At 73.1% G+C, this 13775-nt stretch carries 13 protein-coding genes; 6 read left to right on the forward strand and 7 right to left on the reverse strand.

Going from position 1 to position 13775, the window contains the following annotated elements; genetic code table 11:
- Window positions 1-137: 137 nt before the first annotated feature.
- Both ACZ7MG_RS15130 and ACZ7MG_RS15135 read left to right on the forward strand, forming a co-directional pair.
- Window positions 138-932, forward strand: a complete 795-nt coding sequence (locus ACZ7MG_RS15130; RefSeq protein WP_471380391.1) for a MerR family transcriptional regulator — start codon at window positions 138-140, stop codon at window positions 930-932.
- Between the two features lie 14 nt (window positions 933-946).
- Window positions 947-1576 (forward strand): hypothetical protein, encoded by a 630-nt coding sequence (locus ACZ7MG_RS15135; RefSeq protein WP_471380389.1) that lies wholly within the window; start codon window positions 947-949, stop codon window positions 1574-1576.
- Here the strand turns inward: ACZ7MG_RS15135 and ACZ7MG_RS15140 are convergent.
- A complete protein-coding gene (locus ACZ7MG_RS15140) occupies window positions 1527-3023 on the reverse strand; it encodes an RNB domain-containing ribonuclease (protein ID WP_471380387.1) in 1497 nt (498 codons plus the stop codon). The genes ACZ7MG_RS15135 and ACZ7MG_RS15140 overlap by 50 nt on opposite strands.
- A gap of 128 nt (window positions 3024-3151) precedes the next feature.
- On the opposite strand from ACZ7MG_RS15140, the gene yaaA reads away from it, so the two are divergent.
- Entirely contained in the window at window positions 3152-3958 is an 807-nt protein-coding gene (gene yaaA, locus ACZ7MG_RS15145; RefSeq protein WP_471380385.1) for a peroxide stress protein YaaA, read from the forward strand.
- Window positions 3959-4041: 83 nt separating this feature from the next.
- Window positions 4042-4692, forward strand: a complete 651-nt coding sequence (gene eda / locus ACZ7MG_RS15150) for a bifunctional 4-hydroxy-2-oxoglutarate aldolase/2-dehydro-3-deoxy-phosphogluconate aldolase (RefSeq protein ID WP_471380383.1) — start codon at window positions 4042-4044, stop codon at window positions 4690-4692.
- Between the two features lie 34 nt (window positions 4693-4726).
- On the opposite strand, the gene ACZ7MG_RS15155 is transcribed toward eda, so the two are convergent.
- From ACZ7MG_RS15155 to ACZ7MG_RS15165, 3 genes are read right to left on the reverse strand one after another with little or no spacing between them, the layout of a single operon-like run.
- Complete coding sequence (locus ACZ7MG_RS15155) at window positions 4727-6283, reverse strand: bifunctional RNase H/acid phosphatase (RefSeq protein ID WP_471380382.1); 1557 nt, start codon at window positions 6281-6283, stop codon at window positions 4727-4729.
- A 53-nt stretch (window positions 6284-6336) separates the two neighbouring features.
- Complete coding sequence (locus ACZ7MG_RS15160; RefSeq protein WP_471380571.1) at window positions 6337-7080, reverse strand: zinc ribbon domain-containing protein; 744 nt, start codon at window positions 7078-7080, stop codon at window positions 6337-6339.
- Window positions 7077-7952, reverse strand: coding sequence for a Nif3-like dinuclear metal center hexameric protein (locus ACZ7MG_RS15165; protein WP_471380380.1), 876 nt, complete (start codon window positions 7950-7952; stop codon window positions 7077-7079). Before ACZ7MG_RS15165 ends, ACZ7MG_RS15160 begins: the two co-directional genes overlap by 4 nt.
- Before the next feature lie 205 nt (window positions 7953-8157).
- Between ACZ7MG_RS15165 and ACZ7MG_RS15170 the strand changes: the two genes are divergently transcribed.
- Both ACZ7MG_RS15170 and ACZ7MG_RS15175 read left to right on the forward strand, forming a co-directional pair.
- Window positions 8158-9612: a hypothetical protein gene (locus ACZ7MG_RS15170; protein WP_471380379.1), complete on the forward strand. Its 1455-nt coding sequence runs from the start codon at window positions 8158-8160 to the stop codon at window positions 9610-9612.
- A 131-nt stretch (window positions 9613-9743) separates the two neighbouring features.
- Window positions 9744-9908: a hypothetical protein gene (locus tag ACZ7MG_RS15175; RefSeq protein ID WP_471380378.1), complete on the forward strand. Its 165-nt coding sequence runs from the start codon at window positions 9744-9746 to the stop codon at window positions 9906-9908.
- 208 nt (window positions 9909-10116) lie between these two features.
- Here ACZ7MG_RS15175 and ACZ7MG_RS15180 read toward each other — a convergent pair whose 3' ends face one another.
- From ACZ7MG_RS15180 to ACZ7MG_RS15190, 3 genes are all read right to left on the reverse strand, one after another.
- Window positions 10117-11142 (reverse strand): 3-oxoacyl-ACP reductase, encoded by a 1026-nt coding sequence (locus tag ACZ7MG_RS15180; RefSeq protein WP_471380376.1) that lies wholly within the window; start codon window positions 11140-11142, stop codon window positions 10117-10119.
- 54 nt (window positions 11143-11196) lie between these two features.
- Window positions 11197-12273 (reverse strand): Zn-dependent alcohol dehydrogenase, encoded by a 1077-nt coding sequence (locus tag ACZ7MG_RS15185; RefSeq protein WP_471380375.1) that lies wholly within the window; start codon window positions 12271-12273, stop codon window positions 11197-11199.
- Between the two features lie 96 nt (window positions 12274-12369).
- Window positions 12370-13230 (reverse strand): MaoC/PaaZ C-terminal domain-containing protein, encoded by an 861-nt coding sequence (locus ACZ7MG_RS15190; RefSeq protein ID WP_471380374.1) that lies wholly within the window; start codon window positions 13228-13230, stop codon window positions 12370-12372.
- Between the last annotated feature and the right edge of the window lie 545 nt (window positions 13231-13775).

Raw genomic sequence — 13775 nt, forward strand, 5'->3', positions numbered from 1 at the left:
ACATCGGCTGATCACCTGGCCATGAGATCGGGAACCGTTCCCTCGATCGTGGCACACGATCCCGGTCACCGTCAGTCGCCATCGGTCACCGAACCCGTCCTTGACCCTGCCGCAGCGTCAACGTTTCTACTGGGCGTATGCGGATCGGAGAACTCGCCGCGGTCGTCGGGGTCACCCCGCGGGCCGTGCGGCATTACCACCATCTCGGGCTGTTGCCGGAGCCGGAACGGCGGGCCAACGGGTATCGGGACTACACGTTGCGGCACGCGGTCGTGCTGGCGCGGATCCGGCGGCTGACGGAGCTGGGGCTCGGGCTGGCCGAGGTGCGGGACGTGCTCGCGGACGACGCGGGACGTGAACTCGTCGAGGTGCTAGGTGAGTTGGACGAAGATCTGGCGCGGCAGGAGGAGGAGATCCGGGAGCGGCGGGGGCGGTTGCGGGTCCTGATGGCGGACGCGCGTGCCGGACGGCTGCCGGTCGAGGGGCCCGTCTCCCCCGAACTCTCCGCGCTCTTCGGGAAGTTCGGGCCCGCGCCGCACTCCCCCATGGCCGCCAAGGACCGCGAGGTGTTCGCCCTGCTGGAGACCACCGCCACGCCCGAGGTGCGGGCGGGGTTGCTCGCCTCGCTGGAGAGCATGATGGCCGCCCCCGGCGCGGTGGAGCGGGCGCACGAGGCGTACGCCCTGCTCGACGCGCTCGCCGACGCCGAACCCGACGACCCCCGCGTGGCGGAGGCGGCCCGCGTCCTGGCCGACCTCATCCCGCCGGACATGGTCCCTCAGGACGTCGGAGTCGACCTGGGCCTGGACCACGGCGGCGGCAACGGGGCCGGCACCGACAGCTTCCTCCGCGCCTTCTACGCCGACTTCGCCCCGGCCCAGGCGGAGGCCATCCGCCGCACGCTCCGGATTCTGAGAGAGGACCGCCCATGAGGAGCACGGGTCGGATGAAGAGCACCGGTCGGATCGCCCACTCCCTCCTGCGCCATGAACTCCTGCTGCTGGGCAGCCTGTTGCGCTGGGTGGCGCGGCGGCCGCACGGGGTCGGGGAGGAGGGGGCGCGGGCGTTCGGGTACGCGCGGGGGCAGGGGGCCATGATGTTCGGGTTCGGCTTCGTGTGCGTCGTCGAGACCGTGGCCCTGTCCGTCCTGTTGCGGGGCTTCCCGCTCCTGCACTCCGTCTTCCTCGTCCTCGACCTCTATACGATCCTCATCGTCGCCGGGCTGCACGCCGCCTCCGTGACCCGCCCGCACGTCCTCACCGGCACGACCCTGCGGCTGCGCCGCTTCGCCACCGTGGATCTGTGCGTGCCGCTGAGCGCCGTCGCCTCGGTCCGCCGTGAGCTGCGTACGACGCACGAGAAGCGGGAGGGTGAGCTGAACATGGAGGTGGGCTCGCAGACCACTGTCACGATCGAACTGACCGATCCCGTCGCCTACTCGACCTTCCTGGGCCGTCGCAGGGAAGTACGCCTGGTGCGCTTCCACGCCGACGAGGCCGATCAACTCGTGCGTGAAGTAAGGGAGTTCACGCCGGTACGAAACGTACCTTCGCCACTCCCGGCTCGGCCTGTGTGAGCCGTACGCGCAGCCGCTCGCCCAGCGGCAGCGACAGTCGGCCGCCGGGGGTTGCCGTCACCCGGCCGATGACCGCCGGGGACTCCAACTGCACGGTTCCTGTGCCAGGTTGGTCGTCGTCCACATCCACCACGTATCCCTCGAAGATCTCCCCCACCCGGTCCCTGAGCAGTGCCGCCTCTACGAGGTCCACGCACTCGCGCTCGACGCGTCCGGCCCGGCGGCCGCCCTCGGTCATCTCGTCGGGGAGGGTGGGGAAAGCGGCCAGGACCCAGTCGGGGGTCGGGGTGTCGGCCGCAGCGGCTAGGCAGATCTCCGAGGTGTAGCGGTCGACGAGGCGGCGGAGCGGGGCCGTGCAGTGGGCGTAGGGGGCGGCGACGGCGGAGTGCGTGGTGATCGCGGGGAGGTCGCCGTCGCGGAACGGGGTGTAGTGCGCGCCGCGCAGCAGCGTCGTGCACTCCAGGAGGAAGGCGGCGTGGCGGGGGTCGTGCGGGTCGAGGGTGCGGATCAGTCGCGCGTACGACACGTGGTGCGGCCAGTCGATGCGCAGGGCCTCGGCGGTACGGCGGAGGCGGCCCACGGCACCGTCCGGGGCGGCCGGGAGCGTGCGCAGGACGCCGGTGCCGTGGGCCAGCATCAGGTCGGCGGCGGCCATGCCGGTGAGGAGGGAGATCTGGGCGTTCCAGTCTTCGGCGGGGAGTGGGGCGCGGTAGGTCAGTTCGTAGGTGCCGGTATCGGGGCCGGGGCCGGTGTCCGCATTGGTGTGCTCGGTGATCTCCTGTTCGGGGGTGGTGAGGGAGATGCCGCCGCGTTCGACTTCGAGGCGCTCGCGCAGCTGACCGATCTCCTTCAGCAGGGCGAGGGGTTCCTCGGCGGTGCCCGCGTCGATCTCCTTCTGTACGGCGGCGTAGTTCAGCTTGGCGCGGCTGCGGACCAGGGCCCGGCGGACGTCGACGCTCTCGGTACGGCCGTCCGCGTCGAGGTCCAGCGTCCACAGGACCGCCGGGCAGGTGTGGGCCGGGAGGAGGCTGGCGGCGCCCTCGGAGAGGCAGGCCGGGTGGAGGGGGACCTTGCCGTCGGGGAAGTAGAGGGTCGTCACCCGGCGGTGGGCCTCGGCGTCCAGGGCGCCGCCGGGGGTGACGAAGGCGGCGACGTCGGCGATGGCGTACCGGACGCGGTAGCCGCCGGCGCCCGAGCCGCCGCCCGGCCGGCGCGACAGGTGCATGGCCTGGTCGAGGTCCGTGGCGGTGGGCGGGTCGATGGTGAAGAGGGGGAGGTCCGTGGCGTCGTACGACGGCAGGCGCGGTGCCTTCGCGGTGCGCTCCGCCTCGACGAGGACCTGGAGGGGGAAGGCGTCGGGCACGCCGAGTTCCGTGCGCAGTGCGCGCAGCGCCGCCCGCAGGGGAGCCTCGGCGGCGCCCGTGACATGGAGGTGGCGGCGGGGCATGGGTCGAGCGTAGGGCGGGGTGAGTGGGGTGGCATCCCGGGGGCGGCACGTTTCGGAGGGGCGCCCTCCCACCCGTACGCTGTCGCGAAGCCCCGAAACCCCGAAGCCGCTGAGAGCAAGGAGTGACCGTGCTCGTCCTGTTGCCGCCGTCCGAAGGCAAGGCCCCCTCCGCCGGTGGGGCTCCCCTGAAGCTGGAGGGGCTGTCGCTGCCGGCGCTCGCCGGGGCGCGGGAGGCGGTGATCCGGGAGCTGGTCGAGCTGTGCGCCGGGGACGAGGACAAGGCGCGTGAGGTGCTGGGGCTGAGCGAGGGGCTGCGCGGCGAGGTCGCCAAGAACGCCGAGCTGCTGACGGCGGGGGCCCGGCCGGCCGGGCAGGTGTACACGGGCGTGCTGTACGACGCCCTCGGCCTGGCCACGCTGGAGACCGCCGCGAAGCAGCGGGCCGCGCGTCAGCTGCTGGTCTTCTCGGGGCTGTGGGGCGCGGTCCGGGTGACGGACCGGATCCCTTCCTACCGTTGCTCGATGGGTGTGAAGCTGCCCGGTATCGGGGCGCTCGGCACGCACTGGCGTACGCCGATGGCGTCGGCGCTCCCCGAGGCCGCCGGGGACGGGCTGGTCCTCGACCTGCGGTCCTCCGCGTACACGGCCGCGTGGAAGCCGAAGGGCGCGGTGGCCGGGCGGACCGCGACCGTACGGGTGCTGCACGCGCCCACCCGGAAGGTCGTCAGCCACTTCAACAAGGCGACCAAGGGCCGCATCGTACGGAGTCTGCTGTCGGCCGGGATCGCGCCCAAGGGGCCGGCGGAGCTGGTGGAGGCGCTGCGGGACCTCGGGTATGTGGTGGAGGTGGAGCCTCCGGCCGGGAGCGGTGCCGGTGCTGGGGCCGGGGCCGGGAAGGCGTGGGCGCTGGATGTGCTGGTGGACGAGGTTCACTGACCCCGTCACCCGCGAACCTCAGGCATATTGCAGCATGCGCAACGCCCGTTGTGCATGCTGCTGCTCCCGGGCAGGATGACGGTATGTCCTCATCGCCGCCCCCGTCCTCGCGCGTCTCCGTCTCCGTCCTCGACCTCGCGCCCGTGCTGCCCGTGGTCGTCGTCGACGACCCCGCTGACGCCGTGCCGCTCGCGCGGGCGCTGGTCGCGGGTGGGCTGCCGGCGATCGAGGTGACCCTGCGGACGCCGGGCGCGCTGGACGCCGTACGGGCGATCGCGGCGGAGGTGCCGGACGCGGTGGTCGGGGTGGGGACCGTCATCACTCCGGCGCAGGTGACGGAGGCCGTGGCGGCGGGTGGGCGTTTCCTGGTCAGCCCGGGCTGGACGGACGTACTGCTGGAGTCGATGCGGGCGTCCGGGGTGCCGTTCCTGCCGGGGGTGTCGACCGCGTCGGAGGTCGTGGCGCTGCTCGAACGCGGGGTGCGGGAGATGAAGTTCTTCCCGGCGGAGGCCGCGGGCGGGACGGCGTATCTGAGGTCGCTCGCCGGGCCGTTGCCGCAGGCGCGCTTCTGCCCGACCGGTGGGGTCGGGCCGGGCAACGCGCCGGAGTATCTGGCGCTGCCCAACGTCGGCTGCGTGGGCGGTACGTGGATGCTGCCGGCCGATGCGCTGGCCGCGCGGGACTGGGCGCGGGTCGAGGGGCTGGCGCGGGAGGCGGCGGCGCTCACGCGCTGAGCCGACAGCGCCCGATCCCTTCCCTGCCCACCGCTCAGCGCAGGTGGGAGGTGTCGTTGAGGAGGCGGAGGGTGGCGTTGCCGTCCGCGTAGTAGGCGAGGGCCGACAGGGAGGCCGCCGAGAGTTCCATGCGGAAGAGGGACTCCGGGGGTGCGCCGAGGGCCAGGCGGACCAGGGTCTTGATCGGTGTGACGTGGGTGACGAGCAGGACCGTGCGGCCCCGGTGCGTGGCGATCAGCTCGTCGCGGGTGGCGGCGACGCGGTGGGCGACGGCCTCGAAGCTCTCGCCGCCGCCGGTGGGTTCGGCGTCCGGGGAGGCCAGCCAGGCGTTCATGTCGTCCGGGTAGCGCTCCTGCACCTCGCCGAAGCTCAGCCCCTCCCACGCGCCGAAGTCCGTCTCCCGCAGCCCGTCCTCGACGGTCACCTTCAGGCCGAGACGGGCCGCGACGATCCCGGCGGTCTCCCGGCAGCGGGCCAGCGGCGACGACACGACCTCCTGGATCGTCCTCCGAGCCGCCAGCGCGGCGGCGACCCGTTCCGCCTGGTACCGGCCGACGTCGGAGAGGGACGGGTCCGAGCCCCCGCTCCCCGAGAACCGCTTCTGCGGCGTGAGCGGGGTCTCGCCGTGCCGCAGCAGCACGAAGGTGGCGGGGGCGCCGAGATCGGGCGCGGCGGAGGCGACGTTCGCGGCGGCACGGAGGTCGGCAGCCGCCTTGGCCGAACGGGTGCCGCCGGAGGTTGGGGAAGTGGTGGGAGTGGTGGGAGTCGTCCGCGCCGGGGAAGCCTCGGGGGCGTCCGGGGCCCCAGCCGCGCCCGGCGAGCCGGCGGAACCGGCTGCGGCGCCGCCGGAACCCCCGGGCCCCCTGGAACCACCTGCGGCACCCGCAACTCCGGGCGCCAGACCGGCGTTCGGGGCGGCTTCAGCCGCTGGGTGCGCTTCAGCCGCCGCTTCGCCTTCGGCGGCGGTGGCCGGGGGCGTGGGCGGGCACGGGGTCACCGTACGGCCTTGGCCTCCGGCTCCGCCGCGGCCCTCCGCCAGTGCCGCCCGCGCCCTCGCCGCCCCGGCCGTCGCGTCTCCCGGCGGGCCCGGTGGCTGCGGAGGCGCGGCCCCCGCCGCCCCCGCCGCCCCTCCGGCCCGCGTGTCCAACTCCGCGGTGGACGCCGCCGGCGACCACCGCTCCCCCCGCTTGCCCGCGTCCATCGCCTCGTTGGCGAGGCGGTCGGCGTGTTTGTTCTGGTCGCGGGGCATCCACTCGTACGTCACGCGGTCGGGTGGGAAGACGCGGGCGGCCTCGGCGGCCAGGGGCTTCATGTCGGGGTGTTTGATCTTCCAGCGGCCCGACATCTGCTCGACGACGAGCTTGGAGTCCATCCGGACCCGGACGGCGGCCGCCGGGTCCAGCTCGTACGCCGCTTTCAGACCCGCGATGAGCCCGCGGTACTCGGCGACGTTGTTCGTGGCGACCCCGATGTACTCGGCGGCCTCCACCAACGTCTCGCCGGTCACCGCGTCGAGGACGACCGAGCCGTAGCCCGCGGGCCCCGGGTTGCCCCGGGAACCGCCGTCCGCCTCGACGATGAACTCCCGCATGCCGAAAGCCCCTTGCCGTCCCGCCCCGCCCCGCCCCGCCCTCGCCCGCGCCCCTAGAGGCCCGACTCGGACGTACGCACCAGGATGCGGCCGCAGTTCTCGCAGCGGACGACCGTGTCGGGCGTGGCCTTGCGGACGTCGTTGAAGTCGGTGATCGACAGCTCCTGGCGGCAGCCCTGGCAGGTGCGCTGGTACAGCTTGGCCGCGCCGATGCCGCCCTGCTGGTCGCGCAGCTTGTCGTAGAGCTTGAGGAGGTCCGCGGGGACCGACGCCGCGATGACCTCGCGCTCCTTCGTCACCGTCGCCACCTCGCCGTCGATCTCCTCGAACGCGGCGTCCCGGCGCGCGGTCGCGTCGTCGACCTTCCCCTGCACGGCACCGACCCGCTCGGTCAGCTCGGCGACCCGCTCCTGCACGGACTCCCGGCGCTCCATGACCTCCAGGACGATGTCCTCCAGGTCACCCTGCCGCTTGGCGAGGGAGGCGATCTCGCGCTGGAGGTTCTCCAGGTCCTTCGGGGAGCTGACCGCACCCGAGTCCAGGCGCTGCTGGTCACGGACGGCACGCTGGCGCACCTGGTCCACGTCCTGCTCGGCCTTGGTCTGCTCGCGGGCGGTGTCGCTCTCCTCGGTCTGCGCGGCCACGAGCAGGTCGCGCAGCTGGGTGTGGTCCTTCGTCAGCGACTCGATCTCGGCGTGCTCGGGCAGCGACCTCCGCTTGTGCGCGAGCTGCTGCAGGCGGACGTCCAGGCCCTGGACGTCGAGGAGTCGGATCTGGTCGGCGGGCGCGGCGTTCAGTTGGGGGCTCCCATTGCGATAGAGGTCGGGGCGGATGCCGCGTGGGCGGTCCAGGGGTCGGTGACCGTCTTGGAGACGTGGACGCGCAGGTCCCAGCCCTCCCGGTCGGAGATCTCGTCGAGCTGGGCGGCGGCCAGCTCGCACCAGGGCCATTCGGTGGCCCAGTGCGCCGCGTCGAGCAGCGCGAGAGGTGTGGGGGTGCCTTCCGTCGTACGGGCGACGGCCTCGGACGCCGGGTGGTGGCGCAGGTCCGCGGTGAGGAAGGCGTCGGCACCGGCCGCGCGTACGGCGTCGAAGAGGCTGTCGCCGGAGCCGCCGCTGACGGCGACCGTGCGGACCAGCGCCTCGGGGTCGCCGGCGACCCGGATGCCCTGCGCGGTGGCGGGCAGCCGCTCGGCGGCCCGCGCTGCCAAGTCGCGCACGGTCAGCGGGTGGTCCAGCTCGCACACCCGGCCGAGACCGCGACGCCCGCTCGGGTCGGTGGGGTCCGGCACGAGGGGGCGTACGACCCTCAGGTCCAGCGCGCCGGCGAGGGCGTCGCTGACTCCCGGGTCGGCGGTGTCGGCGTTGGTGTGGGCGACGTGCAGCGCGATGTCGTTCTTGATCAGGGTGTGCACGACACGGCCCTTGAAGGTGGAGGCCGCGACCGTGGTCGTACCGCGCAGATAGAGCGGGTGGTGGGTGACCAGCAGGTCGGCGCCCAGCTTCACCGCTTCCTCGACGATCGCCTGAACCGGGTCGACGGCGAACAGGACCCGCGTGACCTCCTGGTCGGGGTCTCCGCAGACCGTGCCGACCGCGTCCCACCCCTCGGCCCTCTCGGGCGGCCAGAGGGCGTCGAGCGCGGCGATGACTTCAGACAGACGGGGCACGCACAAAGGCTACCTGCACCGCTCCCGTCCCAGACCGGCCGCGGGTCACTTGACCAGCCGCCCCCCGGTCGCCCCTCGGTCAGCACATCCGTCGCCGTTCCCTCAGGCGAATCGCCCGACGAGCACCCTTATGTGTGAAGGGCGTCCAGGTTGTCCCCCGTCTGTGCGTACGAAAACTAGCTTCGTCGCCGGAGGTGATCGAACGATGACGGCCTGTACACCACCCTCACCCACCACGGGCCACGGGCACGGGACGGGACAGGAGGAGACAGGGCAGGAGGACGGAGAGCGGGAGAAGGAACGGAGGGAGCAGGAACGGAGGGAGGACGAAGGGCGGGAGGACGAAGGGCGGGAGAACGCGGGACAGGAACACGTGGGACGGGAACACGCGGGACGGGATCGCGGCGACGGCAGCGGTGGGAGCGGGCGGCTCGCGCCGCCCGGTTGCGTGATCACCGCCGACGGGACATACGCGGCGCGCCTCGCGCTCGACGGGGAGTCCTGGTTCCCCGAGCGCTGGACCCTGGACGGCCCCGAGCCGTACGCCGTCCCGCTGCCCGGCAACCAGCCGGAGGAGCCCGGCACCGAAGTGCTCCCCATGACCGACGGCCGGGTCCTGATCCACCGGCTGGCCGCCGAACGGCACCTGTTCTCCCTCCTCTACCCGACCGGGCCCGGCACCGGTGAACTCCCGCTCGGCGCGGTCGAATGCGCCGATCCGGCGGCCGAGCTGCGCCTGCTGCCGCCCGCGCCGTGCGGGGAGCGGGCGTACGCCCTCGCCCTGGGCCGGAGCGCCACCACCGTGTGGCTGGTGGTGGGCGGCACGTTCGGGCCGGAGATGGTGGCGCAGGTGCCGGGACGGTGTGCGGGCGGCGTCTGGCTCGACGGTACGGGCCGACTGCTCGCCCTGGACCAGGAGTGGGGCGGCCGGACCAAGTCGGTGGTGGTGGATCTGGAGCAGGGCGGTGCGGTGTCGCCGCTGCTGCAGATCGCGGACGACAGCAACGACCGGGTGCTGCTGTCCGACCCCGACAGCGGGCTTCTCCTGATCCGCTCCGACGCGCCCTCTCCCGGCCAAGACCGGCTCGGCTGGGGCGTGTTGGGCAGTACGCTCCCGGTCCGCTTCCCGGAGTGTCTGCGGGTGCCGGACGGCCATCGGATCACCCCGTTCGCCATCCAGCCGGGCCAGATCCTGACCCCCGAGAGCTGTGCGGTCGCGCTGCGCGTGGACGGGCCCCGGGGCAGCTGGGTCGGCGTCTGGAGACCGGCGGCCCGCCGCATCCTCCATCTCCCCGCCCCCGAAGGCTGGTTGGCGGGCGCGGGGCTGTGGAGCCGGGAGGGCGTGCTGCAACTGCCGTACACCACAGGGGTGGTGCGGTGCGGGGTGGCTCGGGTGGGGGTGCCCTGGGGGGAGGCGGCGGAATCCCGGGGGGAGTTGCGGGAGGGGGCGCGGGAGGCGGCGCGGCACGAGCCCCGGGAGGGCGCTCGGGAGGGTGCGGGGTCCGCCGACGGGAAGGTCTCCGACGCAGGCGCCGCCGGTGGCTCCGGTGCCTCCGGTACCTCCCGCACGGAAGCGTCCGCGCCGGCCATCGCCCGGCCCGTGCCGTTGCAGCAGGCGCCGTTGGAGGGGCGCGTACCGGAGGAGGTGACCGTCGGGTGAAGGTGATGTGCGGGCTGCGGGCGAAGTGGACCCGGCGCGGGCGACACGCCCTCGGACGGCTTCGGGGCGAGGGGACCGGACCGTTAAAATCACCCGCCGGTAAGAAGATCATTCGACGGGGAACACTTCCAATGAGCGACGTGCACACCATCCAGCCGCCCACGGCCAACCCCCACGAGGCGGACGGCCACGGCAAACACCGGGGCCAGTTCTCGGCCCACGAAACCGAGAAGGCGACCCCTCGCGGACGCCACCGTAAGCCGGCCGAACACACGGAGCCGACGCCGTCCGCCTGAACGGCGGCACGAGTCCCTCCCGGTCACCTCTGGAGAAACGTCAATTCGGTAGGTCGACGCCAGAACTGACCATCACGGCATCCGGCCCCGCCCGTCATGGAATTCGACGGGCGGGGCCGTTCCGTTCGGGGCGGGCCGACCCCGTAGGACGCCTCTGCGGCTCTTACGTGGTTGATCGCGCCGTTCCCCGCACCGTCCCCCGCGCCCCTTACGGGGCCGCCGCCGGCCCGTGTCGCAGGCCCAGCACCTCCGTCGCCGCGAAGGTCTCGCCCTCCGGGCGGTCCGCGTAGTACGGCGTGAGGAGGCCGTCCAGCTCGTCGTGGGTGAACGCGTCCTGCTTGGTGTCGAACTTGGCCTGGACGCGCGGGCGTTCGACAACGGCGACCATGCCGCCGTGGACGACGAGGAGCTGGCCGTTCACCCGGGCGGCGGCGGGTGAGGCGAGGTAGCCGACGAGGGGGGCGACATGCTCGGGGGCGAGGGGGTCGAGGTCGCCGGAGGCGGACTCGCCGAACACGTCCTCGGTCATCCGGGTGCGGGCCCGGGGGCAGATCACGTTCGCCGTGACGCCGTACTTGGCGAGCGCGAGCGCCGTGGACGTGGTCAGTCCGACGATGCCGCCCTTCGCCGCCGCGTAGTTGGGCTGGCCCGCCGAGCCCGCGAGGAAGGCCTCCGACGAGGTGTTCACGATCCGCCCGTACACCGGACCGCCGCCGCCCGCCTTCGCCCGGTCACGCCAGTACGCGGAGGCGAACCGGGTCGTGTTGAAGTGCCCCTTCAGATGCACCCGGAGGACCGCGTCCCACTCCTCCTCCGACATCGAGAAGACCATGCGGTCCCGCAGGATTCCGGCGTTGTTGACGAGGATGTCCAGCTTCCCGAACTCCGTGACCGCCGACTCGACCAGTTCCCGGGCCTGTTGGTGGTCGGACACATCGCCGGTGTGGACGACCGCGCGTCCGCCCGCCGCGCGGATCGTGGCCGCCACCTCCTCGGCGGGCCCCGCGGACTCCTCGCCGGAACCGTCCCGGCCCGGCCGTCCGTAGTCGTTCACGACGACGGCCGCGCCCAGCCGGGCCAGCTCCAGCGCCTCGGCCCGGCCGAGGCCGCGCCCCGCGCCGGTCACGATCGCCGACAGCCCTTCGAGCGGCAGCCCTTCGACCGGCCGCCCCCCGAGCCGCCGTCCTTCCAACGGCTGCCCCCCGAGCCGCCGCCCTTCGCGTGGCGATGCCATCCCGAACCCCTCCCTCTCTCCCTCGTGCCCGCGTCGCGGTCGTGTGCGCCGTGGTCAGATCTCGATGCAGGTGCGCAGGGCCACCCCGGTCCGCATCTGGTCCAGGGCCTCGTTGATGTCGGTGAGGGGCACCCGGTGGGTGATCAGGCTCGCGAGGTCGATGCGGCCGGCCCGCCAGAGGGCGATGGCCCGCTCGTAGGAGCGCAGGACGTCTCCGCCGCCGTACATGGACGGCAGGATCCGCTTCTCGTCGAAGAACAGCTCGAACATGCTGAGTTGGAGGTAGTCGTCCAGCGCGCCCGCGCCGACCACGACGAGGGTGCCGCCGCGCCGGGTCGTCTCGTACGCGGTACGGGCGGTGGCCGAGCGGCCGACGACCTCGAAGACGTAGTCGAAGCCCTCCCCGGCGGTGACGGACTGCTTGGCGTCGGCCAGCTCGTCCGGTGAAATGGCCTTGGTGGCACCGAACTTGAGCGCCGCCTCGCGTCGGGAGACCACCGGGTCGACGGCGACGATCTCGGCGGCGCCCTTGAGCCGGGCGCCCTGGATCGCCGAGATGCCGACGCCCCCGCAGCCGATGACCGCGACCGACGAACCGGCTTCCACATCGGCGGTGTTGAGGGCCGCGCCGAGTCCGGTGGTGACGCCACAGCCGATGAGGGCGGCGATGTCGAAGGGCACGTCGTCCGGTATCGGCACCGCGCAGCCCGCGTCGACGACGACCTCCTCGGCGAACGTGCCGGTGCCCGCGAAGCCGAAGACGTCCCCGGCGGGCCGCTTGAAGTTGGGCGTACCGGCGTTGAGGAATCCGGCGAGGCAGAGATGGGTCTGCCCGCGCTTGCAGGCGGGACAGGTGCCGCAGGCCGGGAGCCAGCAGACCACGACGCGGTCCCCCGCCTTCAAGTGGCTCACGCCCTCCCCGACTTCGACTATCTCGCCGGCCCCCTCGTGCCCGGGGACGAACGGTCCGGGCTGCGGCAGCACCCCGGCCATCGCGGACAGGTCCGAGTGGCACAGCCCCGTGGCCCGCACCCGGATCCTCACCCGGCCCGGTCCGAAGCCCACCGCCTCGACGTCGTCGACCACGTCGAGCTTGTCCTGACCGATCTCGTGCAGTACGGCTGCGCGCATGGTGCGGCTCCCCTCAGGAGTACCTGGCCTACCGTCGTGCTGAGCTGCTCATTCGTCCGTTCGCCCGCCCGTTCACCCGCCCGTTCACCCGCCCGTTCACTCGTGCTCGACGAGCGTGTCCGCCAGTACGGCGGCGTCGTCCCGGTCGGCGGCGGCGACCGTCACCCGTACCGTGCGGTCGTCCGGCGTCCACATCCGGATGCGGAGGGTCTCGCCCGGGAAGACCACGCCCGCGAAGCGCGTCCCGTACGAGCGGACGCGGCCGACGTCGCCGCCGAGCACGGTGTCCACCACGGCCTTCAGGGTCATCCCGTAGGTGCACAGGCCGTGCAGGATCGGCCGGTCGAATCCGGCGCGTCCCGCGAACTCCGGGTCGGCGTGCAACGGGTTCCAGTCGCCGGAGAGGCGGTACAGCAGCGCCTGGTCCTCACGGACGGCGCGCTCGACCTCCTTGTCGGGGGCGGTCGTCGGCGGTTCCTGCCGCGCGGACGGCCCACGCTCGCCGCCCCAGCCGCCCTCCCCGCGTACGAAGATCTGCGCCTCGTTCACCCACAACGGGCCCTCGGCGTCGGCGACTTCGGTCCGCATCACCAGGACGGCCGCCTTGCCCTTGTCGTACACCGCCGCCACCCGCGAGGTCGCGGTCGCCCGGCCCTCGACGGGGATCGGCCGGTGCAGCTCGACGCGCTGGCCACCGTGCAGGACCTTGGCGAGGTCGACGTCGACGCCGGGTGCGTTCAGGCCGCCGATGACGTCCGGCGAGCCGGCGCCGGCGACGGTCGCGAAGCTCGGCAGGACGTGCAGCCGGGACTCCAGCGTGTAGCGCAGTTCGCCGGGGTCGGTCGCGGGGATCCCGGCGCCGATGCCGAGGTGGTAGAGCAGTACGTCCTTACGGGTCCACGCGATCTCGGCGGAACGTGGCTCGGCCGCGAGCGCCTTGGCTGCGTCGATGGGCATGGGGCTCCTGTGTGCGGTGGCCGACGGATGGCGGAACCTCGGTACGACCGTCCGCACCAGCGGCCGCACCGAGGTCGTCGCGGCGGACCCGGAACCCGCCCACCTAGAACGCGTTCCAGTCCGGCGACCCTCTGTATAGCCGAGCCACGCACACATGTGAAGACTCCTGACAGTACGTCAGATACGTGCCGCTCCACGCGTCGCGGCCACCCATGACATTCATCCCGCCGGACTCCGTACAGGCGCATCTGCCGGGGCGCACGGGGTGCGGGCGTCGGCGTCGAGTGGGGGCATGGCGGGCGGGACGCGGGAGCGGCAGGCCGTCGCCATCGTCGGATCACGCCGGGCCGCCGGCCACCGGCCACCGGCCACCGGCCACCGGCCACCGGGCTCACCCTGGACCAGGCGCCCGACTGCCGCTCCCACGCCCCTGACGCCCTGTCACTTCCCCATGGGCGGGTCAAGTTTTCGTTAGTCACTCAAAACAACGGAATAGTTGCCCGGGCGCACGAGGTTCAGATGGCACATACCCTTACCCGGCCAGG

It is taken from the genome of Streptomyces sp. NPDC107538 (assembly GCF_055657445.1).

What these genes read in the sequence shown, in the direction of transcription:
- ACZ7MG_RS15130 (WP_471380391.1), top strand. Translation starts at nt 138, where the DNA reads ATGCGGATCGGAGAACTCGCCGCGGTCGTCGGGGTCACCCCGCGGGCC.
- ACZ7MG_RS15135 (WP_471380389.1), top strand. Translation starts at nt 947, where the DNA reads ATGAAGAGCACCGGTCGGATCGCCCACTCCCTCCTGCGCCATGAACTC.
- ACZ7MG_RS15140 (WP_471380387.1), bottom strand. Translation starts at nt 3,023, where the DNA reads ATGCCCCGCCGCCACCTCCATGTCACGGGCGCCGCCGAGGCTCCCCTG.
- eda (WP_471380383.1), top strand. Translation starts at nt 4,042, where the DNA reads ATGTCCTCATCGCCGCCCCCGTCCTCGCGCGTCTCCGTCTCCGTCCTC.
- ACZ7MG_RS15155 (WP_471380382.1), bottom strand. Translation starts at nt 6,283, where the DNA reads ATGCGGGAGTTCATCGTCGAGGCGGACGGCGGTTCCCGGGGCAACCCG.
- ACZ7MG_RS15170 (WP_471380379.1), top strand. Translation starts at nt 8,158, where the DNA reads ATGACGGCCTGTACACCACCCTCACCCACCACGGGCCACGGGCACGGG.
- ACZ7MG_RS15175 (WP_471380378.1), top strand. Translation starts at nt 9,744, where the DNA reads ATGAGCGACGTGCACACCATCCAGCCGCCCACGGCCAACCCCCACGAG.
- ACZ7MG_RS15180 (WP_471380376.1), bottom strand. Translation starts at nt 11,142, where the DNA reads ATGGCATCGCCACGCGAAGGGCGGCGGCTCGGGGGGCAGCCGTTGGAA.
- ACZ7MG_RS15185 (WP_471380375.1), bottom strand. Translation starts at nt 12,273, where the DNA reads ATGCGCGCAGCCGTACTGCACGAGATCGGTCAGGACAAGCTCGACGTG.
- ACZ7MG_RS15190 (WP_471380374.1), bottom strand. Translation starts at nt 13,230, where the DNA reads ATGCCCATCGACGCAGCCAAGGCGCTCGCGGCCGAGCCACGTTCCGCC.